Source organism: Saccharicrinis sp. 156, assembly GCF_050589685.1.
Lineage (GTDB): Bacteria > Bacteroidota > Bacteroidia > Bacteroidales > Marinilabiliaceae > Saccharicrinis.
The window spans coordinates 99,916-125,086 of the sequence record NZ_JBNGOS010000008.1 but is presented as its reverse complement, the minus strand read 5'-3'; the positions used below and the strand labels follow the sequence as shown (position 1 = coordinate 125,086).

The following is a 25,171-nucleotide window of genomic DNA, read 5'->3' as shown; positions in this document are numbered from 1 at the left end:
TGATGACAGACATGGAGGTATTTTTGCTAAAAGCAATGTTCATGATAATTAAGTATATTCATATATGATACACCATATTCGTCCCAATCTAGTTTCTTCTCAAAAATAAACCCGCTTAATTAAATGCTTTCACTATTGACCTCCTCGTGCATATTCCTTAAATTAAGAATTTAATATAAAACAACTAATATGTGTCAATCGAACTATCATTCCATTCTTTGCGCGGTACCACCATATGTTTTAGAACGTATTTTGGACAAAGGCTCCGAAAAGCAAAAAGAAAAAGCCAAAAACACCATTGCTTTTGCCGGACAAATGAGAGGGCAGCGCCAGTCTTTTGCAGACATAAGTCTAACGCCACAAGCCACGCAAGGCGATAAAAACCGTTTGGTTTATGATGCCCAGAACCTGAATACTCTGCCCGGCGTTTTGGCACGTAGCGAGGGAGATGCTGCCACTGGTGATGCACAAGTAGATGAGGCCTACGATGGCGCAGGAGCCACATACGATTTATACGATCAGGTTTTTGGCCGGAACTCTATCGATAACAATGGGATGGATCTGATATCGACAGTACGGTATATCAGTGGTTACGACAATGCCTTTTGGAATGGAACACAGATGGTATATGGCGAAGGTGACGAAGATTTGCCCGAAGAAGACCGTATATTTAACCGCTTTACAATTGCCATAGATATTATTGGACATGAACTCACGCACGGTGTAACCCAGTACGAAGCCAACTTGGTTTACCAAGGGCAAGCAGGAGCTTTAAACGAATCTTTTTCAGATGTTTTTGGTTCGCTCGTTAAACAACGGGAAAAAAACCAAACTGCTGCTGATGCCGACTGGATTATTGGTGAAGGCTTGCTAACACCCAACGTAAACGGGGTTGGAATACGCTCCATGAAAGATCCTGGAACTGCGTACGATGATCCCACTATCGGCAAGGACCCACAACCGGGACATATGGACGATTATGTAGATACTACCCGCGACAATGGTGGTGTTCATATCAACTCGGGAATTCCCAACAAGGCTTTTTATTTGGCTGCGATGGAAATTGGCGGTCATGCCTGGGAAAAAGCAGGTAGGATATGGTATGTTACTTTAAAAGATAAACTAAAGCAAACATCAAAGTTTGAAGATGCCGCAAAACTAACCTATGAAGTAGCAGGTGATTTATATGGTAACGATAGCGCCGAGCAAATAGCGGTGAAAAACGCATGGGCTGGGGTTGGACTGCCCATAAAACTTGAGGAGAACAGAGGCTGTTTAAGTCGTTTTCTTGGTAAATAGAATGATTGATCCTTTCTAATATAGCAATGAGCTTTTAATATTTGGTATGAAATGCTGAAACTTCCATCAATTAATTTGTTTTAAATGGCAGACAATTATAAAATTATTTACGAACGTTCGGGCGGCCTTATGGGGCAAACTATTAGTTGCGAACTAAACAGTGACGAGCTGCCCGAAGAGCTTCGCAGCAACTTTATTAATTGGTTAGAATTAACCAATGCTGATGGTTCTTCGGGAGTGCCTGAAACGGATGCTTACCCCGATCAATTTCAATATGTTTTAACGGTTAAAGGAAAACATGCGCACGCATTTACTTTCTCAGAATCCAATTTACCCAAGGACTTAATATCCATTTTTAATTTTTTAAACCGGAAAGCCAGAAAAAAATAAGGTAATGTTGTTTTCGGATTAAGAATAATGTAAACAGTAACCCCACACATTCAAATGAGTATTTAAACCCAAATTCCAGTTTCAACGCCTAGTAATTTGGTGGCATGAAGCGAGCAGGAAGCAGAAGTTATTCATAAAAACGACCTTTTATGACCCATCAATAATTCCTTTTATCGGCTCCCCACATTAGTTTATTGCGGAGCGTTGAATTAAAATTGATTCCGGGCAGGTCAATCACATTGACGTTGAAATCCGCTTTTCGGATATTTAACTCCAAACCGACTTCAAAGATACGGCTGCGCGAATCCAAGGTCGCCAAATACTTATCGGCGCGACCTTCAACTTTTAATGTGATAATCATATCGTTGGGCACTACGATGGGCCTAACGGTAAGGTTGTGCGGGGCAATAGGGGTAATTACCAGACTTTGTGATTTGGGATGAATAATTGGGCCACCAACACTTAGGGAATATGCCGTTGAACCAATTGCTGTGGAAACGATAAGTCCATCAGCCCAATAGGAATTGAGAAACTCTCCATTCAAGTAGGCATGTATCGTAATCATTGATGCACTGTCGCGACGATGCACAGCAAGCTCGTTCAGTGCAAAATTCATATCGCCAAACAAGTTGTTTTCCGTTTTGAGCTGTAGCAGGTCCAGCGAATTTAACTGGTAATTTCCCGCAAAGATATGTTCTATGGCACTTTCAATTTCCTCTTGGCCAATATCAGCCAGGAATCCCAGCCGACCGCTATTGATCCCCACTATTGGAATACCTGAGTCACGTATAAAAGTAACTGCTTCTAACATGGTTCCATCACCTCCAATACACACGAATAAATCAATATCCACCAGATCCTTTCGGTTTTCAAAATAACCATCCACCATTGGTTTAACATCAATATTACCTACCAAAAACGTATAAAATGGCTTGTAAATAATGATTTCTGTTCCGTGTTGATGCAGCTTACGGAACAAGTTGCTGCAACTTTCCCTAAAGAGTTCCGAAAACTGTTTTCCAAAAATGGCTATCCTCATCGCTTTATAATTTATTGCAAAAGCAAATGTAACTACAGTAGGGCAGCAAAGCAAAATTAGCTTGCTTTTAATAGCGGTTGCGCTCCATTCATAGCAATAAATCCCAGTTGAACCATAAAATTCAGCGGGATTTACAATTATGATAAAATCACGAAAGCTTTTATTTCACCAATAATTTTTCGGTCTTCGTATAACCGTTGATGTCGGTTACCCGAACATAATACAAGCCAGTACTGAATCCATTAATTCTAATGATCGAATAAGTTCCATAGTCAGTAACAAATTTCATTAATTGGCCACCTTGATTATAAATCCGGACCTCTTTTATCGGTTCTCCGTCACCTTCCAACGAAATATTGTCCTTTGCAGGGTTCGGATAAACTTTTATATATCCGCGATGGTTATCATTAATTGCAGAAATGATCTCCTTTCCCTTAATGAGTATATTATCCACTTGCATTGTGGTGGTTAATCCTGTTCCTCCGGTATATTTAAAAGCAATATAAACCGTTCCGGAATATCCCGTTAAGCTGATATCTCCCGAATTGGTGAAGTTATTGGCAAACCCTGACGCAGAACCACTGGCTAAAGTAGGGTTTAGCTTCACCCAACTTGCCGTATTTACATCGCCCCCATAGTCCTCTGAAACAAAAACTTCCAAAACGTCACCAACATCAAAGCCATCTTTCGTGGCGAAATTCAAAACAACTTCTGATTTACCGGATAAATCAATTGATGGAGAAACCAACCAGTCTACCTCCGATGCGTCTCCCTGATAAGCTGTCATCTGGGCATATTTATTCGAATTATATTCTTTTCCCAACCATTCGTTTGCCCCCAATGAATTAACCACTGTCCAATTACTTAATGTAATAGGATTATCTACGCTAACCGACTCAAAATCCTCATAAAAAAGGTTGGTAAACCCATCCCCACCATTATTTCCGTTATCGCCCCAGATCATACCTACATATTCGGGGTGATTGATAAAAGGATTACGGTTACCCTGTTCGATATAAATCTTTTCGTTACGATCCCATTCCCACTGATCCACGGGATCATCTTCGTGCCATTTCAATAAAGTGGAAAGTTTACCGTGCAATCCTGAACTCGAAGAATATTCAGCCAATTCAAGATCAACCCTATCGCCTTGCTCATAACGAACTGCCATATAAAAAAGCATACGGGCCACATCGCCTTTTACCTCATCCCGTGGCTCCCAACTGTCACCATCGTAATAACAACCGGTAATACCGCTGATTCCGCCATAGGGTGACGGATCCGTATAGGCTGTTCCTCCGTCATCAAAATATAGATTTCCTCTTTTACTGTTTACCGTAACATCGGTGGGCCGCAAATGATGGATATCAGTTCCCGGGCCAGGATCCGTATCAAAGTCACCCATCGATTTTGCCCAGGTATGCTCCCTGTTCCACTCTGTGGCTCCCCCCCCATTATTATCTTTAGGATATGACCATCCAGTGTATAAAAGTATGACGTTGCTGCTATTATCCGGATCTTCATCGGTGGTTTTTAATGCTTCCCAAACCTCACTATAACTTAACACGGTTTGTACGCTTATTTTTGTGTGTAACGCTGCCTTCAGTTCGCTTCCGGTTTTTCCCGCTGCATTGGCATAATACTGCTCTATGGTTTCTGATTTAAGATGTACGCCAAAAACCAATAAAACGGGTATTAAAAAGAATTTGTAATTCATGGGTAAAGCTTTTGGGTTTATTATAGTAAAGATGATTAAATAAAAATCGTAGACCAAATGGTCGGCTTATGAAAATTACATATACTAGTATATATCATCACTTTCCAATGCAATGATTAACGATAAATTAATCATGGCATTGGAAAATAAAGATTGATGCACCAAGTAATAAAATCATATTTAACGTTCTATTATTTTTATATTTGCTCAGTTAATTAAACAAATGAAATTAGAATTTGCTCAGTTATGACCATTAAAGATGCTCAAAATAAAGTGGATGAATGGATAAAAACCATTGGAGTCCGATATTTCAGTGAACTTACCAATATGGCCATTTTAACCGAAGAAGTTGGCGAATTGGCACGGGTAATGGCTCGTAAATATGGGGAGCAATCTTTTAAGGAGGGCGAAAAAGAAAATCTGGCAGATGAAATGGCCGACGTGTTGTGGGTACTGATATGCCTGGCCAATCAAACCGGGGTTGATCTTACTGAAGCGCTCGAGAAAAATATGAAGAAGAAAACCAATAGAGATAGAGACAGACACACGAACAATAAAAAACTACAATAATGATGCAATCGGAAAATATACTTGAAGATTATAAAATCAATTTCAATATAGAGAACATAAATGCAGAAATTGAGCACATTACATCTACAAACCAAGATTTACAAAAGAATGCCGAAGTACTAAAAAACATATTCAGTTGTATTGATTTAACCACCCTAAAAGAAACTGACTCGGCAGAATCGGTTACAGCTTTTGTTCAAAAGGTAAACGAATTTAGTGACAAATACCCTACTTTTCCTTCTGTGGGTGCCGTTTGTGTATTTCCGGTATTTGCGCCCATCATAAAACAATATCTAAAGGTGGATAACGTGCAACGTGCGGTTGTTTCGGCCGGATTCCCAGCATCTCAAACATTTCTGGATTTAAAGGTTTTGGAAACTAAAAAAGCGGTGTATTTCGGCGCTAACGAAATTGATGTGGTCCTATCCATTGGTGAGTTTCTGGAAGGCAACTACGAATTTGTATATGAGGAAATTCGCCAATTAAAAGAAGCCTGTGGGAGCGCCCATCTTAAAGTGATTCTGGAAACAGGAGCCATTAAAGATCCTCAACTTATCTGGAATGCCTCGATCATTGCCATGGACGCAGGGGCTGATTTTATAAAAACGAGCACTGGTAAAATACCCACCGCAGCCACATTGGATGCCGCTTATGTGATGTGCCATGCCATTAAAGCCTATCATGCAAAAACAGGTAAACTTATTGGTTTCAAACCTGCCGGAGGAATAGCAGTTACTGCCGAAGCAATTGGTTTTTATGCTGTGGTAAAAGAGGTTCTGGGAAAAGAATGGTTGAACAACAAACTTTTTAGAATTGGTGCCAGCAGACTGGCCAACAACCTATTAACTGATATCTTAAAGCTTGAAAATGGCAGCTCGGAGGACATAAAATTCTTTTAATTAAACAGTAGAATTGTTTGAACATCGAAGATAAAACTTTGGTAACCTGTGACAAACAGAATCTAAAAAGAAATTACATATTTCTGAAGCTATAAGGTTGGAACCTCAAGAAACTCTCTGGCAGATGCCCAAACGGGGGATATGTATTTTAGAACGGACGGTAAACTACAGCTATATGATGGCACCAACTGGAACACCGTCAATATGACTCCCGTAGAATAAAGATTAAAATATAACATATAATAAAATGCTTTCTCAATTAAAACGAGGTGGCATTTTTTGTTTCCATTTGTTCTTTTCTTAAGTTTGAAGTTCAATTATAGCTTCCAATGAGTGATATTTTTAATCGTTTACGGTCAACGGTAATTCAATCCTTCTTTTACAGTTTAGGTAACTTTTTTGGTAAGTTTTCCGGCATAATACTTTTACCCATTTATTTATTATACCTACCGGTTGAAGTATTTGGGCTCTTCGCCTTATTTGAGGCATTGTTTCAAATTTTTCAGGTATTTTCCGGACTAGGTGTTAAACTTGGCTTTGCCCGATGGTATTGGGATAAGGGAAACACTCCCAACCAAAAAAGTTTGTTCTTTACGGCATTTACCTTTAATGTTATTGTCTGTGTGCTCTTTAGTATTCTTTTATACCTTGGATTCGATTTAGTCTCCAGATACTACCTAAAAACTCCAATAGGCAATTATTTGGTAGTTCTGTTTATCGTGGGCAACCTGATAAAACTATTGTCCGAAATCCCAATGCTGCTATTAAGAGCACAACACAGGGCAAAAAAACACTCCGTAGTTCAATTAGTTCAATTAATTTCATTTGTAGGTTTTGTATATGTGTTTTTAGCTTGGTTTAAAATGCGACTGGAAGGACTATTTTGGGCCACCATTTTATCGGCTTCCTTTCAGTTTTTGATACTAATTCCTGTTATTGTAAGAAATATAAAGTTAAAATTAGAGGTTAAAATAATCAAAGACATATTAAAATACGGATTTCCTGTTGCTCTGGGAAATATGGTTAATGTGCTATTCAATTTTACCGATAAGTATTTTATCAATCTCTTTTCTAATTTAAAAAACGTAGGAACATTTACAATAGCCCATAAAATTTCGAATATTGTAAATTTGTTAATTGTCAATGCTTTTATGAACGCCTATATGCACAGTTATTTTAAGGGTGCCGATAAGGAAGAAGGAGAAAAGTTTTTCACCAGGTCGTTTACTTACTTTTTAATGGTGATTTCGTTTTGTAGTTTACTACTTATCCTTTTTATAGAAGAAGCATTAATGCTATTCAACACACAACAAACTGATTATAAGGATTCAATCATTCTAGTTCCCATACTCACCATCGGTCTTATTTTCGGTGGAATACGGCAAATGCTTACATTACCCATTAATAAAATAAAAAAAACAAAAATTATTGGAACCCTTTCGGTTGTTGCAGGAATGTTAAACGTCATTTTAAATATTTTGTTTATTCCAAGATGGCATGCCATAGGAGCTGCCTACGCAACGGGTATAGTTCAAATAATATCATCAGGGGTATTGGTATATTACACGCTGAAACTAACCCAATTACACCTGGAATGGAAACGCATACTGATTCTGTTCGTCAGTCTTTCTGTATCAATTATCCCATTATATGTTATTCATATTGAGAATTTTATGGGTGCACTCACTTTTAAAATTAGCTTATTGTTATTATGGCCTTCCATTATATACTTCTCGGGTTTTTTATTAGCGGCGGAAAAAGACAGGATAAATACATTCTGGATAAAATGGAGTAAACTTTCCAACTTAAAAAACAATATCAACTCACTTAAAAACAACCATTAAACACATTCAACGACACTTAGTTTTGATAGATCTAACTTCCCGTCTGGAGTAATACCAATTGATGGCCTTCCTGTATAACGAAGTATTATAGAATTTTTTAAACCTAACTGAAATCCTTGAATCAATTATATTACTCGGGGCAAATAGCATATTAGAATTATCAGAAAAATTTAATTCAGAATCGTACTTCCCACTTTTTTTCATATGGGTTCCACTGCCATCAACCCCCATATTTTTAACGTAGGACTGAGTAGGATAGACGCTTGGTAAGTTATTGTTAAAGGCCGCATAGTTAAATCGTATGGACCAGGAATGAATAATTTTTTTCTGCTGTTTCAGAAGCATGATGGAAAGATCATTTCCTCCTCTTTCAAAATCATTCCTTTTGTTTTTATCCACGAAAAAATCGTCAAAGTCATTGACCTCCCAATCTGTCTTCTCCCAATTTTGTTTCCAGGTTGCCCAACCCCAGCTGCAGTTTCTGTGGGCCAAATAAGTATCATAACAATAATCCTTGGGAATTGAAATCTTGGGTGTATATCCAGCCACACTCCAAACCTCTTCATGCGAGTAATTATCCAATGCTTTGTTCATAAAAGTCAGGAAATATGGAGATGTCTCCAAATCATCCTCCAACACAATGACGCTTTCATATTCTTTTAAAACATCGCTAACACCATCCATAATAGAAGCAGCCAGGCCTTTGTTTTCATCATGAAAAACTTTTGTTATTTTTTTAAACCCTGATATCTGGTTTAAATACGCTCTGACCTTATTTACTTCTACAACATCCTGATCATACTGTGCCTGGTCGGAATAAATAAACAAACGGCTTTGGTTTGCAAGTTTATTGTTTTGCAAAGCTTCAACTGTTTTTTGCGTATGATGTAGCCTATTATATGTAAAGAGAACAATGGGAGCAAGCATGATTAATAAATGTATTTATAGATATCTGACGATTTTATTTCGTTTAACTTGTCTTCTATTTTCATTTTATATTCTTCAACGCTCTTCAACATTTTTAGCGATGCAAAATTAATGTTATCCACTTCCATTTTTCTAATGTCAAAGTAAAATTCATTTAAACCAAACGTGTTCATTACATGGCTATATTTGTTAGCCCACCCAATCACCAAACATGGTTTTCCTAATTTTAACGCGTGAATCAAACCATGATACCTGGCCGCGATCACCATTTTAGATGATTCGAATAACTCTTGCAACTCCAAGGGGTCCAAATCTTCATTCATTAAATAAACATTTTCGTTTTTAGATGCTTTGGCTATCAGGTCACACATTTCCTTGTCATCGGCAGAATGACGTAGTATAACCACTTTCTGATCCTGGTTAACCATCGTCTTCACTAACGAAGAAAATAAATTAATCATTTCTTCTTGAGATTTCAGTCGCGTTAGCTGTTTATTAGGAATAAGAAGTATTGAATTTTCAGGTATGTTAAAACTTCTGCTATAATAAGAAGAGGAGTCTGCAAAAATGTTTTTAGCTTCAATTTTAGATGATTGCAATACCAAATCGAAAGAATCAATTACCTGCTGCGTATTAATTTTATCGAGATGTGTTCTACAATCCGGTTCACGAATAAAAATAGTTTTCGGATACTTAAGGTACTTTTTAATTAACGGCCAAACCACCAGTTTTTTCCATCCGGTAAAATCAAAAGGTCCAATGGACTGAGGGAGAAACACAAAGGGAACATCATACTTTTTAGCATACCTAACCGGAAAAAGTGTTGCATAAGTCCAAATAGCTTTCTGGTTATGCGAGCTCACACCATAACCACTAATGTCGAGTACCATATCAGCCGTGCTGAAGTGTTTTTCAATTTCATTTTCCGGGTTACTAATTGGCTTTGGTTTAACCAATATTTTCAGAATCGGGAATGCCATCCGTAATACAGTACGAATATGCATATTCACTATTTTGAAAGTATACTTGTTTTTTTTATCCCCATGCTGGCTCGGGAAAATGTCTATCATGACTAAATCCGCTTGCGGGTATTTTTTCTTTAAACCATCCACCAAACAAAACAGCATGGATTGAGCTCCTTTATTGATGAAATTACCTCCGGTAATCAATATCTTTTGCATGCCCTAATTGTATCTCCTTAGTTGATCTAATGGCTTTCGAACCGAATAAGCTAACTTTCCATCCTTCGCTGCATAACCATACGCTATCATCAGAATTGGTCGTTCAAAATCACCCAACGATAACAATGCTCTAACTTTATTATCTTTATTTTTATCCTCTGGCCAGTTTAAGGGGCATGATGCGATACCCAAACTTTCCAACGCCAACATAAAATTCATGGATGCCAGACTACCATCAATATACATTAAATGCCGGTCGGAAATAGATGGAGAGACGTTCATTTGGCCAACTACCGCCACCATAGCAACTATCTCATCAGAAAAACCTTTGGTACCTCCTGGTAGCACCGCCATTTTTTTTACCAATTCTGGGTTATCCACAATCCTAAAACTAAAAGGCTGACGGTTACAACTACTGGGTGCCAGTGCTGCCAGTTCAACCGCTTTATCCATCAAAGATCTTTCAGGGATATTATTGGGTTCAAAAAACCTTACAGACTTTCTTTTTTTTGCCAACACAGCAAAGGAATATTGATCTTCTTTATTGTTTTCTGGCACTATAAACGGCCCAAAACTCCTATCTGAATTTCTATTGGCCGATATGGTACTAAATATCTTTAAAGCATTATCTCTTTTAGGATGCGCATCTGTCACCTCAAAGTATTGGTTCAAAATGTCACACGCCCAATTTATCTGGTCGTTATCGTTTTTGCTGGCTATTAAGCTTTTAAGCAACGTAACCGTTTCCTCTATATAATCCAATGCGAATATCTTTCGGCGGTTCTTCATTATCAAACCTTTTTCAAGGCGATGAATGTTTCTCCTCAGCAAAAACAGGTTTTCTGTTTTATGATGTTGTTTTTTTATGTAATCCATTCTTGCACCAACAAACATCTTCATTTCAGATCCGAACGACTTGGAAAATAAAAAATAAAAATTTGGAGCAAAAGGGATTTTCAACAATATTGGATATATAATTCCATACTGTACCTTTTCTTTCCACCTAAAATACTTTTGGAAGATATCGTTGATAAACTCCTCCCCTAATATATTGCGAATTAATGCTTTCATTTAATGAATTTGCAATGAGCAGGTAAAAATAGGCAAAAAGGAGAAGAATAAACACCAAAATATATAATTGTTAGAGACAACTTACTCCCCAATCTGCCTCAACGCTGTCACAAAATTTTATTGTGTGATTAAGAGATACAAAATACCCAAAGCTGCATTAGAAAAAGTGCAGTTTCTGTTATATTTAATCATTAATGCTAAAGATATCTGTATGAGTTGAGGTTGGAAATTTCATCATCCGGATGGTGTTTACCTTGCAAGCTTTGCTGTTGTTGAATGGCCAGATGCCTGACAGATATTACCCATTGAAACTGCTTTAAAAAAGACACTACATAACCACTCAGACCACTGTCACTGCACTATATCACCCTTTCAAAATAGTCTTGCTCAATCAACGGTTTGCCCATAAAGCGCAATAGCAATTGAGCAGTTGCCAACACGTCTTTTTCGCAATAAACGGCTATTCTTTCAAGGTCTTTCTCCTTGTAATAAACATCAGCCACCTGGCTGCCATCAATATCGTCTTTGGGCGAAGGTATATTAAAAATGGTTGTCAGCAGGTTTAACGAAGTATAGTGCTTATAATCCCCAAACTTCCATAAATCCAGGGTGTCAATAAATTTTATTTCCCAGGGTTTTTTACCTGCTATGTTTAAGGCCTGGGGGAGCTTGAGCCCGTTGATAAGCATCCTACGGGCGATATATGGGAAGTCAAATTCTTTGGCATTATGCCCGCACAAATTCCTGTCAGGACTTTTGCGCATGAAATTTTCCAACATATCAGCGAACTCACGCAAGAGCACCTTTTCATCGTCGTTGGCAAAGCTCTTTACCTTAAAATGCATTTCACCCTTCACATAATGGATAACCCCAGCCGAAATACAAACAACCTTTCCAAACTCGGCATAAATACCTGCCCTTTGATAAATATCGGCAGGCGATTCTTCCTCCTTCAAAAAGTATTCTGCTTTCTTGTCCCAAAGCTTTTGAAGGTTTTCGTCCACTTCCTGGTAACTTGAATGTTGCGGAACGGTTTCAATATCGATGAAAAGAATATTTTCGGGCTTTAAGTTATCCAGCATGACGTTTATTTATTAAGGTTTTGCTCAATATACTGTTTTAATAGGTTGATCGCAACAACATTATTGCCGCCTTGCGGAACAATCAGGTTGGCATATCGCTTTGTGGGTTCTATAAATTGCAGGTGACTGGGTTTTACCGTTTTTTTGTAGCGATCCAATACCTGGGCCACATCTCTGCCGCGTTCAATAATATCTCTCGTTATTACCCTCGAAAGTCTATCGTCAGCATCGGCATCCACAAAAATCTTCAAATCCATTAACTCTCTTAGTTCCTTGTTTCCCAATATTAAAATACCTTCCACAATAACCACATGTGTCGGCTGTACCGCGATAGTTTCCTCTCCCCGGGTACAAGTTACATACGAATACGTCGGCAATTGAATGGTTTCACCTTTTTTTAAGGCTGTTAAGTGATCTACCAATAATTCAAACTCTAAACTATCGGGATGGTCAAAATTTATTTTCTGGCGTTCTTCCAAAGGTATATCGCTGTTGTCGCGATAGTATGAATCTTGCGGCAGAACTGTTACTTCTCCCTGCGGGAGCTGCTCGATAATTCGCCTGACTACTGTTGTTTTTCCCGAACCGGTTCCTCCCGCAATTCCAATTATTAACATGCTTTTTTATTTATCTCTGATGCTTAATCTTCCTTTCTTATATCTTTGTGAAGATAATTGTAACAAAAATAAACTTTAAAATAGAAACACTATGATCAGACACGCCGTTTTATTTAAACTGCAGGAATTTGAATCTAATGCTGCAAAAAATGACAAGATGAACGAGCTAAAATCTGCTTTAGAAGCATTGCCGGCAAAAATTGATGTTATCAAACGTTTAGAGGTGGGTTTAAACATCAACCCCGCTGAAGAATTTGATATTGCATTAATGGTTGATGTGGATTCCTTAGAAACCCTTGACATTTACAATCAGCATCCCGAGCACGTTGCCGTGAGCAAAATATTACGTCCCGTACTTACCTCCAGATCGTGTGTTGATTACATCATGTAAACCATCCTGTATAAAGATTGCCGTTATGGCTGAATCCAAAAATCGGATTATTTGTAAACCATTAATAACCAAACTGATTATCAGTTTTTAGAAAATTATTCAACATGAAATTATACATTCGCCATCTACTATTCCTGCTCGTAATTTTGGCAGGATGCAATAGGTCTTCGTTTATACAAGTCAAACCCACAAATCCCGAATTGGATTATGTGGGCAGAATCAACTTTGAAAACCCGGATTCGGTTGAGATGTATTGGAGTGGTTCAAGTGTAAGCATGAATTTTAAAGGAACTTCGGTTTCAGCTACCTTACATGATGAAAACGGGCTCAACTACTTCAACATAGTAGTTGACGGCCAACCTGAATTTCCGTTAAAGCTAGACAAGGGAGAAAAGACCTATCTTTTGGCGGATAGTCTGGCATTGGACACCGAACATTCCATTTCCCTAATAAAACGAAATGAATGGCATACGGGAAGTACACAGTTTGCCGGATATACCATTGTTAATGGTGAGGTTTTAAAAGCATCAGAAAAAAACGGAAGATTGATTGAGTTCTTTGGCAACAGCATTACAGCAGGGTATGCCATTGAGAACAATACGGGTGGCGATTCCCCTGATAGTACTTTTACCAATAACTACAAATCCTATGCGGCGATTACAGCTCGCCACTTCAAAGCAGATCTGCACTGTACGGTTCGTTCCGGTATCGGTATTCAGGTCAGCTGGCATGGTGTTATCATGCCCGAGATATATAACCGATTAAACCCAGCCGACGCGACAAGTCTTTGGGATTTTACACAAAAAGTACCTGACATAGTCGTGATCAACCTAATGCAAAACGACAGCTGGTTGGTAAATTTACCCGATCACGAAGCATTCAAATATAGATTCGGGGATCAGAAACCGTCCGAAGAAAAGATTATTTCATCCTACGCAGATTTTGTAAGCAAAATTAGAACTGCCTATCCCAAAAGTTATATTATTTGTGCATTGGGAAGCATGGATGCAACCAGGGCAGGTTCGCCATGGCCGGGATATGTGAAAAGTGCAGTCGACGCTTTGGAAGATGATAAGATTCTCACCCACTTTTTCCCCTACATCAATAAAAACGGGCACCCCAGGGTAGATGATAACAAAAATATGGCTGCAAGTTTAATTGCTTTTATCGAGAAAAATACCGATTGGTAGTCATGCGATGACCACATATAATAATGTACAGGCGGTGCGATAACAATGCGTGTTGATGTACAGCTCTTTAATCTAAAATCTAACTATCAATTAACGAGTATGAATAATAAAACAGGTTTGGTGTTGGAAGGAGGAGGGTTTCGCGGGTTGTATACAGCCGGGATTTTACACCATTTTCATAAAAATGGACTTGAGTTTCCATACATTGTTGCGGTTTCGATGGGAGCCAGCAATGCCACCAATTACCTGGCAAAGCAAACCAAAAGAAACCTGGAAGTTCCCTACACCTTTGTTAACGATAAAAGGTATATGAGTTACGCTCGTTTATTCACCAAAGGAGAGTTGTTTGGTATGGATTTTATTTTTGGGGATGTACCAAATAAACTTATCCCATTTGATTTTAATGCCTTTGCTTCATCCAGGCAGAAACTGATTTATGTAACCACCGATTGCCAGTTGGGGAAACCCTATTATATTTCAAATAGTAACCATGAAGAATCTTTTAAGGCGCTGGAAGCTTCAACCAGTTTACCTTTCGCCTCAAAAATGGTACATTTGAACGGCAGATTGCTATTGGATGGAGGTATCAGTGATCCCATACCTGTTGAAAAAGCATTTTCAGATGGATGCGAAAAAGTGGTCGTTGTTTTAACCCAACCCAAGGGATACCTAAAAAGCCCCATACAATCAAAACGACTGATCAAATTGATGTACCATAAATACCCGAAATTGGTAGATATAATCCTGAACAGACATATAGTTTATAACCAACAATTGGAGATGATAGAAAGGTTAGAAGAGGAAGGCAAAGCCTTTGTTTTTAGACCTGACACGAAACTTCCCGTAAACAGGACAGAGAAGAAAAAGGAAAAGTTAAAAGAAGCTTTTAACATAGGGTATCAACAAAGCGATGACATGCTGAGATCTTTATTGGATTTTATTGATTAGTGGCTAACCTAAAATATTAAAAAAAATAGTAGGATATTGGCGGTAAATTATGAAAATCTCCGATACCGACTTAACTTTGAACCCAGAGTACCAAACATGGTAATTGAAAATCAGGCTGTAGCTTCAAATCTGCTACTGTTATGCTGTCTCAAGGTCATTAATCGTTGACTTCGTTCGACCTTTGCCGTCGTATGGTTATCATCGCAAGGCCTGTTCAGTATTCTTGAGGGTGTTAACAATCATTTATGTGAGTTGGATGTCCTAATCCGCTCCCAATCGCTGGGGACTTCGGCAAATTTGCCCCGGAAGAAACATTGGTTTTCCGACATCGTGAGATTTAATTTTCTCTCTATTATGATATATAAGAAATAATACATTATGAATATTAAAATAATTGGTTATGAGAATTTTACTAATAATGGCTGTGATGTTGCTATGTAATCCGAAGTTGACAAACGCGCAGGAAAAAGAACCGGCCGAAAAAGAAAAGCTAATGGTTATTTGGAGTAGTGGTGATCCGGAAGTCGCCGAAAAGGTTTGCTTGATGTATACGCATGCCGCAAAGAAATATGGATGGTTTCAGCAAGTGAACCTAATCGTGTGGGGGCCTTCGGCAAAACTCCTTTCGGAAAATGAAGATTTACAAGCTAAGGTAAAACAAATGAAACAAGATGGCGTGATAGTGGAAGCCTGTATCCATTGTGCCAAAATGTACAATGTGGCAGACGAACTGAAAGAATTCGGTATTGATGTGAAAGGCATGGGAAAACCGCTCACAAAACGATTGAAAGAAGGTTGGTGCCAGTTGAATTACTGAGATATTCTGCAGGTTGGCAACATGACAAATATCTTTCATCAATCATTTGATTACTTCTATGTTTGTAATGTTTTGCTAACCTAACAAAACGAATTTATTTGGAAAAGGGACGCGACAGGCTCGTTGAAACTATGGCAACCACCTAACGTTATACTTATATGCCAACAACAAATACCAGGATATTAGTATCAGGTATTATCGGAAGGCGTCAATACCTGATTCGTCAATCGAAAATAATAAACTATCAATTATGAAACAGATACGTTACTTTCGAATGCCCTGCCGGTCGTAAATATTTACAGGCCTTTAGATAATAGACGTATTGTGTCTATGCTTAAAGTGCTGTTTATTATCTAAAAGTTAAAGTCTCTTATCTCATGTCTAAAAGTGTATTGTCTAAAAAAATATGAACAAAATAGTCGCCAAGTTCGGAGGATCGAACCTGAAAAAGAAAGAAGATATACAAAAGCTGGTACGCGTGATTAAAGCCTATGACAAGCCCATGGTCATTGTGGTTTCTGCATTCTATGGAATCACCAACCATCTGATAAAATCAATGGTAGAAGTGAAAAAGGATGAATCGCATATTGAAACGCTTGTCCACTTTTTAAGACAACTCAAAGCCGAAGCCATCGAAGAGAATTTTGAAAGTAAAGAGTGGCAGGATAAAACCATGAAGGCGGTTGAAAGCAGGATTCGTGAGCTAAGCCGCTACCTGACAGGAATCCATTACATTGGTGATGTACCCGAATTTGTGGAAGATGTAATACTGAGTTATGGGGAGCGTTTAAGTTCACTGGTGCTGGCCGCTATTTTGCAAAGTCAGGGAATTGATGCCGAAGAAGCTCTGCCCGAAGATATGCCCCTGCTAACCGATGGCGAGTTTGGAAATGCAACGGTTGATTATGATAAAGCCGCACCTCATGTGCAAGAACGATTGAAAGAAAATAAAATTTATGTGGTTCCCGGTTTTTATGGTGTGTCTGAAAACGGCAAAGTAACTTTACTGGGACGGGGAGGAAGTGATTATTCTGCCGCGGCCATAGCCCGGTGTCTCGGAGCAGAATCACTGGATGTATGGAAAGATGTGGATGGTTTTATGAGTGCCAATCCCAAACTGGTTCCCTCTGCTAAACGGGTTACTCAACTTTCCTATGCCGAAGCGGCAGAGCTTTCTTATTTTGGTGCCAGTATCTTGCATCCGCGTACAGTTGAGCCGCTAAAAGAAGTGGGTATTCCTATTCATATTGGAAATATTGATGCCTTTGATGGAATTATTGAGCCACGAACAGTTGTTCAGGCAACGGAAACAGTGACCGAACAGATTATTAAAAGTGTGACCTACAGCGATGACTTCTGCATTTTAAAACTTCGAGGAGCAGGAGTAGGTCTTAAAAAGGGTGTATTGGCTAAGATTACGGTAGCTTTGGATAGGGCCGGAATCAATATCAAGTCGGTAATTACCTCTCAGGTAGTCATTAATTTGTTATTATCAGCAAAGGATATTAAAAAAGCTTTTGATATTGTTGAAAAACTGGAGCTTTCTGCTGTTACCGAATTGACTGCTACCGAGCAACTCTCAACAATTGCGGTGGTTGGAGAAGGCATATTGGACCAACCTGGGGTGGCAGGGCGTATGTTTATGGCTTTGGCTCAAAAGGAAATCAATGTTCGGATGATTGTTTCCGGCGCATCCGTTGTGGCCAGCTACTTTATGGTAGCCAATACCGACAGGGACGCCGCCATAGAAGCAATTCATCAAGAGTTTTTTGATTGAGATTCGTCCACAGATTAATCAGATTAAGTGCTTCTTTATTGAATTAATAACTATACTTCAGGATAATGAGTTTAGTGGTTATGTGACATCCCACTTTACCAGTTTTTAAGGTGGTGAGTGAGGCGGTATGATGGTTGGCTTTAGCCTTGATATTCAGAAAAGTTTGCATTGTATATAATACCATAGAAAAGATCCATAAGCATGGTCATACATATTCCAATGTATACAAGTTAGCTTCTAAAATACTATAACACCACGTTGTTTCTGCAATTATAAAAAACTACGTTATTTCCGTGTTCAACGAAAAACCCGTGCAAAATTGAGGAATCCATGAATGAATCTTATTTTAAATAAGGATTCCTGGCCATTTCAACAAACTTAAAGCCCTGTTCTTGCATTTTTGCTTTCACTTCAGGTGTTGGGGTCGTCTTGAAAACCACGCAGGTCTTCAATTGATACGGAATCAGGCCAAGTTTGCACAATACATTCTTAGTCCTTATTTTAGCCTTAACTTTATTTAGGATCTTTTTATTACTGGTAGGTTGGGAGAGGTCTAATGAATTAGTGTAGTAATCATTGATTCCTTTAAACGCAATACAGGGAAGGTTGATTCCCATGGCTACTTTTTCCAATTCCCTTTCGGAGATTTTATAGACGTAATTGCCTACCTCTTCAAACGAAAAACGGTTTTTCCAGACTTTATTGATCAACGTAGGTGAAATTCTGTCGAGAATGTTTTTAATAAATACGATGAATGACATCTGAATCCCAATATCTTCAGGTTCGATAAGTATAACTGCTTTTGTTGATACGCGTATCATTTCATATAAAGCCAAATACGGGCGTGGGAAATGATGATACGCTTCCTTGCAAAATATATAGTCAAAAGATTGGTCGTCGAAACTTAAATGTTCAGCGTTTTCTTTACTAAATTTATTTACAAAACCCTTTTCAAACGCCTTAGTTAATACCACCTCCGAAATATCTGAGGCTACCACGTTTAAACCATGGTCCTGCAGCCAGTTAGCATCTGTTCCAATACCATCACCAACGGTAAGCCAGCTGTCGTTTTTATCCGTTATAAAAGGAGCAAGTGTTTTATACATCCTTTCGTGCCGCCAAAAGTCAATACTGTCCTTATTTTCCAGTCGTCGAAAAACCTTTTCGTTTCCTTGGTAGTGCTGTTCGTGAGCGGTGTAACTTTGCTCTTTAAAATCGAGGTTTGCCATTTATTATTTTTCTTGATGTCAAATATATAAAAACGCATCTAAATATGTAAATATTGTCGATATGTTAAGGTTGTTAGCCAACATATTTATATATTTGCATTAGTAATTGTTTGCTGTCTACAACTATAAATGTGCCAGCTATGAAGGAATATGTAAAAGAGATGAAGATACAAGATTTAGATGCGGCTCAACTGGAACGTGCCGCCAGCATGCTAAAAGCGATAGCCCATCCCATGCGAATCGCTATTTTAAGTCATCTAGAAGAAGGAACCAGACTGACGGTTACCGAGATTCATAAGTTGCTGGATATTGAACAATCCACCACTTCGCACCACCTTGGAATTTTAAAAGACAAAGGAGTTTTAGTATCGCAGCGCGAAGGTAAGAATACGTATTATTCTTTAAAACACGAAAGCTTACAAAACATTGTTAATTGCGTGAGCAAGTGTACGGTTAACCTATAATACCTTGTACTTTCGTTATAAAATATAGTATAATTGATACTTTACTGGTTCGTGCTGGATTATTGCCGGTTTGTTAATGTGTAAGTTTTTTTGTCCCGGCAGGTTTGGCACAGTTAAAATTCTATGTGCGCTAAGCAGTTCATCGTTGGGGAGGCTCACGCGCTAAACAAAGGAATGCTACAGCTGTAACAATAGTAAAAATAATCCTCTGCGTTATACATAAAGTGCCGTGGTATTGATAACGAAAAGGCATAAATTAAATGATACTTGTGTCTGGGTAGTTGATATTTTTTTCTGCTTGGCCAAAAAGTTTTTTTACTAAGAAGAGTTATTAAAGATGGGGAAGAAGATTCGACTTACCAAAGAGTTCAGGTTTGAGATGGCACATGCCTTGTTGAATTATAATGGCTTGTGCAAACATTTTCATGGGCATTCATACATTTTAAGGGTAACGGTGATAGGAGAGCCCAATGCAGACAAAAAAGATCCAAAATACGGGATGGTAATGGATTTTGGCCAGCTTAAGCAAATTGTTAACGAAGAAGTGGTGGACAGGTTAGACCACGCTTTGGTATTGAACAAAGATTCAGAACACCAGGCACTGTTATCGTTACCCGAATTGGGCGAGCGGGTGATATTGACCGATTATCAACCCACCTGCGAAAATATGCTGATTGAGATGGCTGAACGAATCAAATCGCGTCTCCCACAAGAGGCGGTTCTGCATAGCCTAAGACTCAATGAAACCGCCAACTCGTTTGCGGAGTGGTATGCCGAGGATAACGGGTAAATATCTTTTTATGATTTGTTGATTATGGCTTCAGCACTTTCCTGTGATGTTAATACATAATATTCCGGAGATTTGCAGAATGGGCCGATTATTGAAAACAACCTAACTGTTGTTAATCCATTTTAGTATAATAGCAATATGATCCATACTATTCAAAACAACTTTTTATCGGTTTCTGTGCTGCATAAGGGAGCAGAAATAAGCAGCCTAAAGTCCTTAAAAACTGGGCAAGAATTTATGTGGAATGCAAATCCAGACATTTGGGGCAGTCATGCCCCGGTTTTGTTTCCTATCATCGGTTGCCTAAAAGATGGCAAATACAACTACAAGGGTAAAGAATATTCTATCCCGAAGCATGGTATTCTCCGAAACAACGAAAACCTGGAACTGGAAAGCATCTCCAAGGACTCGTTGACCTTAAAGTATACTTATGATGCGCATTCGCTGAAGATGTTTCCGTTTGAATTTGAATTTTATATCACGTTTAAACTCGTTGAATCTAAATTAATTGTTGATCACAAGGTGGTTAATTTGGGGGATAATGAAATGTTATTTTCGCTAGGTGCACATCCCGGCTTTAACTGCCCATTAAAAGAAGGTGAAAAGTACAGTGACTATTACCTGGAGTTTGAACATTCCGAAACCGACCATACCTGGAATGTTTCAAAGGAGGGACTTATCAGTGGAGAGGCAGAACTTGTGCTGGACAATACGAACATCTTACCACTTACCGACACATTGTTCGATAAGGATGCCTTAATATTTAAAAACCTAAAATCCCGTTTGGTCAGCTTAAAAAATAAAAATAACGACACCACACTGACCTTGTCGTTTCCAGATTTTAATTACCTGGGCATATGGGCCAAACCCAAAGCTCCTTTTGTTTGCATTGAGCCTTGGCTAGGCATAGCAGATAGTGAAGATTCCAATGGCAATTTTGTAGAAAAGGAAGGTGTAATCAAGGTAAAGGCTAAAGAAATGTTTGAGGCTGGGTTTGTAGTGGAGTTGAGGTAGTACAGTAGACCAAAATATAAAGGTTGTCGTTGAAAACGGAAACGTCGTGTTAACTACTGTTTAATTACTGTTGTGTTTTACGGCTATACCCTTCAATTAAAAAAACAACAGCACGGCAGAAACAGAAATCACACCAATCACAAAATAACGGTAGGCCTTTTCGGGAATGTGTTTTACAATTAGTTTTCCGGTAAATGCCCCTATCAACAATATCGGCAACAAAACAAAATTAAGCTGTAATGTTTTCATCGATATGGAATCCCAATAAAAGAAATGAATAGGTAGCTTGATGGTGTTGAGTATCAAATAGAATATTGCCCCGGTTCCGATAAAAGCGTTTTTTGGCATACGCATACTCATGAGGTAAAGGTTAAAAATGGGGCCGGCTGCATTCCCTATCATGGTGGCAAAACCGCCCGAGAGACCTAGCGAAGATGAAAACCATTTTTTATCGGTAATTATTTCCTTACCTCCTGAAATATCTTTATAAACGATAAGTGCCAAACAAATTATAATGGCAATTCCAATACTAATCCTAAACTGTTCGTCGTTGATATACTTGCCAAAGAACGTGGCTAAAACTACACCGCACAGAGCCCAGGGAAATAGTTTTTTGATGTATTTCCATTCTGCACTCCGTCTGTAGTAAATTACTGCGAATACATCTCCGAAAATAAGAAACGGGAGAAGAATCCCCACCGAGGCCATACCCCCATATAAATTAGCCAAAATAGGAATGTTTATCATGGCAAAACCTTTTAGCCCGCTTTTGCTCATTCCGGATACCAGAGCACAAAAAGCAGTTATTCCCCAGATAGTCCAATCGGTTTGTAAAGGGTTGATAATAGATTCTATCATAAAACAAAGGAAGGTTTATTTTACCGTACTACCTAAGGATTAGTATTTTTTAAGGTTTGAGGTAAAGGAGTTCTTATTGTAACCTATTATTCTTGATAAACGAAAATAGCACGATATGACAAAAAAGATGTGAAGTAGCCAAAGCCCTAAAGAATATAAAAAAGCCCCCCTTTAGTGAGAAGAACGTTCATTAAACCCGGATGGGGAACGAGTAATCCCGTTTGTAACAGACCAACACATTTGCTACAACATTACAAACTGTATGAAAAACTTAACATGTAAAATTTGTTTAAAGTTGGATTATAGGATTCTGAAATATAAAGGTCGCTCACATCACGGGTTACATCGCTTTGGTCGTTGGCCAAATCATACATCGAAAAACTGATCTCCCCCTGGTTATCTGCAAATAGTTTCTTGCTTAACCCCAGGTTAACAAACCATCTGTTTTTACTCTTTAAACTCCCATAAGCTCCTGTAAAGGATTGACTTGTATTCGATTTGAAAATAAACTTCTTGTAAAAATTATAGTATAGGTTTATCCCTGTTCGCTGCGAAAAGGTACCCGATTGACTTGACGTACTTATGTTGTTTTCAACGAAGGAGTAATTGGTACGTGACGTTAAGGTAAAGTCAATTTTTTCGTGGATATTGGATGCCATCGTAAAACTTTGAGATAAGCTTATTCGACTGGAATTGTTTTTTACACCATTTAAAATATTGGGTGTTCTGTTGTATGAAACCCCAGTCCTTGAATTAAGTTTCGACTTCAGTTTTTTAATCGGTAAGCTATAGATTCCATTCATTCCCAAGCTATATTGACCGTCCAAATTTACGGGACTGCTCAACTGTCCTCCTGCCGGTAAAAAATAGGAACCCAAAACAACCGTGTCATTATGGGCTACCACCCTATCTTGCGTCACCATATTATTGGTTATTCCTCCCCTTAATTGTAGGGTGATAAACGAAGCCTTTTTCATATCTGATTTTGACATAGAAAAAGTTACCTGATGAGTTGAAGATAACTTAAGGTTTGGATTGCCTGTTGAAATATATAAAGGGTTGGAATTGTTTACGATTTCCTGTAGGTAATTTAATGATGGAATACTTTGTCTTAAGCCATAGTTTAAAGTATAGTTACGCTTCGATTTTGTGGTGTACGAAAACTTGGCATTGGGCCGAATAGAAATAAACTCTTCCTTAAACTTTTGTACATCCGGGAAGACCTCTATGCTTTCCATAGTCGTATTTTTTATGTCAATGCCCGCATACGTTTTAATCTTTCCTTTATCGTGTCTAAAACCCAACTTGGCAATATGTACATCCGATAAATTATCGAAATTACTTGAGGTTAATGAATCCAATATTGCATATTCATTGCTGGCTTCATCAAAATTCATCGTTCTTTTATCGGATTCCTGGTTATAATTTCGGTATTTATACCCAAGGGAAAGCAGTCCATTTTTACCCAATTTCTCATTAAAAGATATAGCAAGAGTAATGTCGGTGTTTTTGCTCTTACTTTCCGAAAACTGGTTAATGCTCTGGCTTACATCCCCATCTCCATTTCGTGTTTGCGACACTTGTTTATTATTGCCTTCGCTATCGTTATACGAATACCCCATCTGAACCGAAAGGGCCCGGCCTTTATCGTTAAGTTTGTGCATGTAATTAAAATCACCACTCACGTTTATCCTGTCGTTATGGGATAAGTTTTTGTTCGTACTTGCGTTAATTACCTCCTTGTTTAAACGCGTTTCTGATTCCGTTTCGTTTTCTCTTTTCGATTTATTCTTACCAAAGCTTAAATGAATATTGTAACCCTTTTTCTTACTCTTGCCATTCCCAAGGCTTAATCCAATATTATGCCCGTTCGACTCGCTTATGGAATTATTGTCTTGCAGGAAGGTCTGACCTAACAAGGCTCCTGCCACATACTCACGGTTACTGCTGCTATGACTATCCGATTCTGTATCACTTAACGTGTAGTTCACGTTTAGATCGGTTTTGCCGCTTAATCCAAAATTGGCTCCTACCCTGCTGTTTTCCACCTCATCGCCCGAAATAGAATTTTGTGCACCTCCCCTGTTTATCCGCAACGGCACTTGCACATTATTTCGGTTAGCATTCACATTTAACCGGTTACTCTCCAAAAACCTGCTATAATACCCTTCTGTGGCAAAACGGTCTTCTTTTCCTATTCCTGCTGATAACTCACTTCTCACAAATGCGTCGGTATCGAGGTTTGTAACAATATTCACGGTTCTTCCTTCAGTACTTTCTTCAAACCCCGAATGTTTGGTTCCCTCGCTCTTATATTGGTACACTTCAATACTTCTAATAATCTTTGGTGGAATGACTTTCAATGCTTGGGTAACATCTGCCCCAAAAAGCTTTTTACCATCTAACAGTACTTCCCTAATGGTATCGCCCATGGCCATCAACTTGCCTTCTTCCGCATAAAACCCGGGCATTTTTAATAGCAGATCGTTAGCAGTAGCATCCAGGCTCACCCTAAAAGCATCAGGATTAAATAATGTGGTATCCCCTTTTTGAAAAGTTGGGGCCAAGGTGCTCACCACTTTTACTTCGTTGAGTATGGATTTTTCCTCACGTAACTTAATCTCGCCCAGATTCATATTATTGTTGGCAACGGTAACTGTGTCCGTAAACTTATTAAATCCCAAAAACGAAACAGAAATAAAATATTTCTGCTCTGTTAAATCCAGCGAAAAAGTGCCATCCTTACCTGCGATGGTTCCTTCCCTAAACGTGGTATCGCCGGGAATTGTTGCTACAACTGTGGCTCCGGGTAAGGCTAGTTGTTGTTTCTCGTCAATCACCCTCCCGCTCACGTTCACTTTGTTTTGCGAGAGAATGGTTAGTGAAGCCAACAAAAATATAACCGTTAATTTAATCCAGCTCATTCTGATTTTTAATCCACATGATCCGAACCTTAAATTATAGGTTCGAAACAATTTGCACTGCGAAATAACAAAATGAATTGCAAATGCAAGATTAACATCAGGCTAATCTAGGTTAATTAAGGTTAATGAATGA

General features: G+C 38.5%; 23 protein-coding genes. 13 read left to right on the top strand and 10 right to left on the bottom strand.

Features of this window, described 5'->3' with window-relative positions:
- Positions 1-189: 189 nt before the first annotated feature.
- Positions 190-1,299 (top strand): M4 family metallopeptidase, encoded by a 1,110-nt coding sequence (locus tag ACRD64_RS06680; protein WP_430932480.1) that lies wholly within the window; start codon positions 190-192, stop codon positions 1,297-1,299.
- A gap of 84 nt (positions 1,300-1,383) precedes the next feature.
- Entirely contained in the window at positions 1,384-1,689 is a 306-nt protein-coding gene (locus ACRD64_RS06675; RefSeq protein WP_430932479.1) for a protealysin inhibitor emfourin, read from the top strand.
- A 157-nt stretch (positions 1,690-1,846) separates the two neighbouring features.
- On the opposite strand, the gene ACRD64_RS06670 is transcribed toward ACRD64_RS06675, so the two are convergent.
- Together ACRD64_RS06670 and ACRD64_RS06665 are read right to left on the bottom strand one after the other, a co-directional pair.
- Positions 1,847-2,728 (bottom strand): NAD kinase, encoded by an 882-nt coding sequence (locus ACRD64_RS06670; protein WP_430932478.1) that lies wholly within the window; start codon positions 2,726-2,728, stop codon positions 1,847-1,849.
- A gap of 160 nt (positions 2,729-2,888) precedes the next feature.
- Positions 2,889-4,445 carry an endonuclease gene (locus ACRD64_RS06665; RefSeq protein WP_430932477.1) on the bottom strand — a complete coding sequence of 519 codons (1,557 nt, stop codon included), beginning with the start codon at positions 4,443-4,445 and terminating at the stop codon, positions 2,889-2,891.
- A gap of 246 nt (positions 4,446-4,691) precedes the next feature.
- Here ACRD64_RS06665 and ACRD64_RS06660 point away from each other — a divergent pair, with 246 nt between their 5' ends.
- The 3 genes from ACRD64_RS06660 to ACRD64_RS06650 all read left to right on the top strand — a co-directional run bounded on the left by ACRD64_RS06660 (position 4,692) and on the right by ACRD64_RS06650 (position 7,758).
- Positions 4,692-5,015 (top strand): nucleotide pyrophosphohydrolase, encoded by a 324-nt coding sequence (locus ACRD64_RS06660; protein ID WP_430932476.1) that lies wholly within the window; start codon positions 4,692-4,694, stop codon positions 5,013-5,015.
- Positions 5,015-5,914, top strand: coding sequence for a deoxyribose-phosphate aldolase (gene deoC, locus ACRD64_RS06655; RefSeq protein WP_430932475.1), 900 nt, complete (start codon positions 5,015-5,017; stop codon positions 5,912-5,914). Before ACRD64_RS06660 ends, deoC begins: the two co-directional genes overlap by 1 nt.
- 329 nt (positions 5,915-6,243) lie before the next feature.
- Positions 6,244-7,758, top strand: a complete 1,515-nt coding sequence (locus ACRD64_RS06650) for an oligosaccharide flippase family protein (RefSeq protein WP_430932474.1) — start codon at positions 6,244-6,246, stop codon at positions 7,756-7,758.
- Positions 7,759-7,764: 6 nt separating this feature from the next.
- On the opposite strand, the gene ACRD64_RS06645 is transcribed toward ACRD64_RS06650, so the two are convergent.
- From ACRD64_RS06645 to udk, 5 genes are all read right to left on the bottom strand, one after another.
- Complete coding sequence (locus tag ACRD64_RS06645; RefSeq protein WP_430932473.1) at positions 7,765-8,685, bottom strand: sugar transferase; 921 nt, start codon at positions 8,683-8,685, stop codon at positions 7,765-7,767.
- A gap of 2 nt (positions 8,686-8,687) precedes the next feature.
- Positions 8,688-9,866, bottom strand: coding sequence for a polysaccharide pyruvyl transferase family protein (locus tag ACRD64_RS06640; protein WP_430932472.1), 1,179 nt, complete (start codon positions 9,864-9,866; stop codon positions 8,688-8,690).
- A 3-nt stretch (positions 9,867-9,869) separates the two neighbouring features.
- Entirely contained in the window at positions 9,870-10,937 is a 1,068-nt protein-coding gene (locus ACRD64_RS06635) for a nitroreductase family protein (protein ID WP_430932471.1), read from the bottom strand.
- 359 nt (positions 10,938-11,296) lie between these two features.
- Positions 11,297-12,019: a 3'-5' exonuclease gene (locus ACRD64_RS06630; protein WP_430932470.1), complete on the bottom strand. Its 723-nt coding sequence runs from the start codon at positions 12,017-12,019 to the stop codon at positions 11,297-11,299.
- Positions 12,020-12,024: 5 nt separating this feature from the next.
- Positions 12,025-12,636 carry a uridine kinase gene (gene udk, locus ACRD64_RS06625; RefSeq protein WP_430932469.1) on the bottom strand — a complete coding sequence of 204 codons (612 nt, stop codon included), beginning with the start codon at positions 12,634-12,636 and terminating at the stop codon, positions 12,025-12,027.
- A 91-nt stretch (positions 12,637-12,727) separates the two neighbouring features.
- Here udk and ACRD64_RS06620 point away from each other — a divergent pair, with 91 nt between their 5' ends.
- The 5 genes from ACRD64_RS06620 to ACRD64_RS06600 all read left to right on the top strand — a co-directional run bounded on the left by ACRD64_RS06620 (position 12,728) and on the right by ACRD64_RS06600 (position 17,759).
- The gene (locus ACRD64_RS06620) at positions 12,728-13,027 is read left to right on the top strand and encodes a Dabb family protein (RefSeq protein WP_430932468.1); all 300 of its coding nucleotides are present in this window, start codon (positions 12,728-12,730) and stop codon (positions 13,025-13,027) included.
- A 104-nt stretch (positions 13,028-13,131) separates the two neighbouring features.
- On the top strand, positions 13,132-14,217 hold the full coding sequence (locus ACRD64_RS06615; protein ID WP_430932467.1) for a hypothetical protein: 1,086 nt from the start codon (positions 13,132-13,134) through the stop codon (positions 14,215-14,217).
- A gap of 99 nt (positions 14,218-14,316) precedes the next feature.
- A complete protein-coding gene (locus tag ACRD64_RS06610; RefSeq protein ID WP_430932466.1) occupies positions 14,317-15,165 on the top strand; it encodes a patatin-like phospholipase family protein in 849 nt (282 codons plus the stop codon).
- A 400-nt stretch (positions 15,166-15,565) separates the two neighbouring features.
- On the top strand, positions 15,566-15,982 hold the full coding sequence (locus ACRD64_RS06605; RefSeq protein WP_430932465.1) for a DsrE family protein: 417 nt from the start codon (positions 15,566-15,568) through the stop codon (positions 15,980-15,982).
- Positions 15,983-16,388: 406 nt separating this feature from the next.
- A complete protein-coding gene (locus ACRD64_RS06600) occupies positions 16,389-17,759 on the top strand; it encodes an aspartate kinase (protein WP_430932464.1) in 1,371 nt (456 codons plus the stop codon).
- 341 nt (positions 17,760-18,100) lie between these two features.
- On the opposite strand, the gene ACRD64_RS06595 is transcribed toward ACRD64_RS06600, so the two are convergent.
- Positions 18,101-18,988, bottom strand: a complete 888-nt coding sequence (locus ACRD64_RS06595) for a class I SAM-dependent methyltransferase (RefSeq protein ID WP_430932463.1) — start codon at positions 18,986-18,988, stop codon at positions 18,101-18,103.
- A gap of 140 nt (positions 18,989-19,128) precedes the next feature.
- Here ACRD64_RS06595 and ACRD64_RS06590 point away from each other — a divergent pair, with 140 nt between their 5' ends.
- From ACRD64_RS06590 to ACRD64_RS06580, 3 genes are all read left to right on the top strand, one after another.
- Entirely contained in the window at positions 19,129-19,452 is a 324-nt protein-coding gene (locus tag ACRD64_RS06590) for an ArsR/SmtB family transcription factor (RefSeq protein WP_430932462.1), read from the top strand.
- A 337-nt stretch (positions 19,453-19,789) separates the two neighbouring features.
- Complete coding sequence (locus ACRD64_RS06585) at positions 19,790-20,242, top strand: 6-pyruvoyl trahydropterin synthase family protein (protein WP_430932460.1); 453 nt, start codon at positions 19,790-19,792, stop codon at positions 20,240-20,242.
- Positions 20,243-20,380: 138 nt separating this feature from the next.
- Positions 20,381-21,256 carry an aldose 1-epimerase family protein gene (locus ACRD64_RS06580; protein WP_430932459.1) on the top strand — a complete coding sequence of 292 codons (876 nt, stop codon included), beginning with the start codon at positions 20,381-20,383 and terminating at the stop codon, positions 21,254-21,256.
- 96 nt (positions 21,257-21,352) lie between these two features.
- Here ACRD64_RS06580 and ACRD64_RS06575 read toward each other — a convergent pair whose 3' ends face one another.
- Together ACRD64_RS06575 and ACRD64_RS06570 are read right to left on the bottom strand one after the other, a co-directional pair.
- Complete coding sequence (locus ACRD64_RS06575; protein WP_430932458.1) at positions 21,353-22,114, bottom strand: sulfite exporter TauE/SafE family protein; 762 nt, start codon at positions 22,112-22,114, stop codon at positions 21,353-21,355.
- A 251-nt stretch (positions 22,115-22,365) separates the two neighbouring features.
- The gene (locus ACRD64_RS06570; RefSeq protein ID WP_430932457.1) at positions 22,366-25,038 is read right to left on the bottom strand and encodes an outer membrane beta-barrel protein; all 2,673 of its coding nucleotides are present in this window, start codon (positions 25,036-25,038) and stop codon (positions 22,366-22,368) included.
- Positions 25,039-25,171 lie beyond the last annotated feature (133 nt).

What these genes read in the sequence shown, in the direction of transcription:
- ACRD64_RS06605 (WP_430932465.1), top strand. Translation starts at nt 15,566, where the DNA reads ATGAGAATTTTACTAATAATGGCTGTGATGTTGCTATGTAATCCGAAG.
- ACRD64_RS06570 (WP_430932457.1), bottom strand. Translation starts at nt 25,038, where the DNA reads ATGAGCTGGATTAAATTAACGGTTATATTTTTGTTGGCTTCACTAACC.
- ACRD64_RS06650 (WP_430932474.1), top strand. Translation starts at nt 6,244, where the DNA reads ATGAGTGATATTTTTAATCGTTTACGGTCAACGGTAATTCAATCCTTC.
- ACRD64_RS06675 (WP_430932479.1), top strand. Translation starts at nt 1,384, where the DNA reads ATGGCAGACAATTATAAAATTATTTACGAACGTTCGGGCGGCCTTATG.
- ACRD64_RS06680 (WP_430932480.1), top strand. Translation starts at nt 190, where the DNA reads ATGTGTCAATCGAACTATCATTCCATTCTTTGCGCGGTACCACCATAT.
- ACRD64_RS06585 (WP_430932460.1), top strand. Translation starts at nt 19,790, where the DNA reads ATGGGGAAGAAGATTCGACTTACCAAAGAGTTCAGGTTTGAGATGGCA.
- ACRD64_RS06610 (WP_430932466.1), top strand. Translation starts at nt 14,317, where the DNA reads ATGAATAATAAAACAGGTTTGGTGTTGGAAGGAGGAGGGTTTCGCGGG.
- ACRD64_RS06600 (WP_430932464.1), top strand. Translation starts at nt 16,389, where the DNA reads ATGAACAAAATAGTCGCCAAGTTCGGAGGATCGAACCTGAAAAAGAAA.
- ACRD64_RS06620 (WP_430932468.1), top strand. Translation starts at nt 12,728, where the DNA reads ATGATCAGACACGCCGTTTTATTTAAACTGCAGGAATTTGAATCTAAT.
- ACRD64_RS06660 (WP_430932476.1), top strand. Translation starts at nt 4,692, where the DNA reads ATGACCATTAAAGATGCTCAAAATAAAGTGGATGAATGGATAAAAACC.
- deoC (WP_430932475.1), top strand. Translation starts at nt 5,015, where the DNA reads ATGATGCAATCGGAAAATATACTTGAAGATTATAAAATCAATTTCAAT.
- ACRD64_RS06575 (WP_430932458.1), bottom strand. Translation starts at nt 22,114, where the DNA reads ATGATAGAATCTATTATCAACCCTTTACAAACCGATTGGACTATCTGG.
- ACRD64_RS06665 (WP_430932477.1), bottom strand. Translation starts at nt 4,445, where the DNA reads ATGAATTACAAATTCTTTTTAATACCCGTTTTATTGGTTTTTGGCGTA.
- ACRD64_RS06645 (WP_430932473.1), bottom strand. Translation starts at nt 8,685, where the DNA reads ATGCTTGCTCCCATTGTTCTCTTTACATATAATAGGCTACATCATACG.
- ACRD64_RS06580 (WP_430932459.1), top strand. Translation starts at nt 20,381, where the DNA reads ATGATCCATACTATTCAAAACAACTTTTTATCGGTTTCTGTGCTGCAT.
- udk (WP_430932469.1), bottom strand. Translation starts at nt 12,636, where the DNA reads ATGTTAATAATTGGAATTGCGGGAGGAACCGGTTCGGGAAAAACAACA.
- ACRD64_RS06670 (WP_430932478.1), bottom strand. Translation starts at nt 2,728, where the DNA reads ATGAGGATAGCCATTTTTGGAAAACAGTTTTCGGAACTCTTTAGGGAA.
- ACRD64_RS06640 (WP_430932472.1), bottom strand. Translation starts at nt 9,866, where the DNA reads ATGCAAAAGATATTGATTACCGGAGGTAATTTCATCAATAAAGGAGCT.
- ACRD64_RS06595 (WP_430932463.1), bottom strand. Translation starts at nt 18,988, where the DNA reads ATGGCAAACCTCGATTTTAAAGAGCAAAGTTACACCGCTCACGAACAG.
- ACRD64_RS06630 (WP_430932470.1), bottom strand. Translation starts at nt 12,019, where the DNA reads ATGCTGGATAACTTAAAGCCCGAAAATATTCTTTTCATCGATATTGAA.
- ACRD64_RS06635 (WP_430932471.1), bottom strand. Translation starts at nt 10,937, where the DNA reads ATGAAAGCATTAATTCGCAATATATTAGGGGAGGAGTTTATCAACGAT.
- ACRD64_RS06615 (WP_430932467.1), top strand. Translation starts at nt 13,132, where the DNA reads ATGAAATTATACATTCGCCATCTACTATTCCTGCTCGTAATTTTGGCA.
- ACRD64_RS06590 (WP_430932462.1), top strand. Translation starts at nt 19,129, where the DNA reads ATGAAGGAATATGTAAAAGAGATGAAGATACAAGATTTAGATGCGGCT.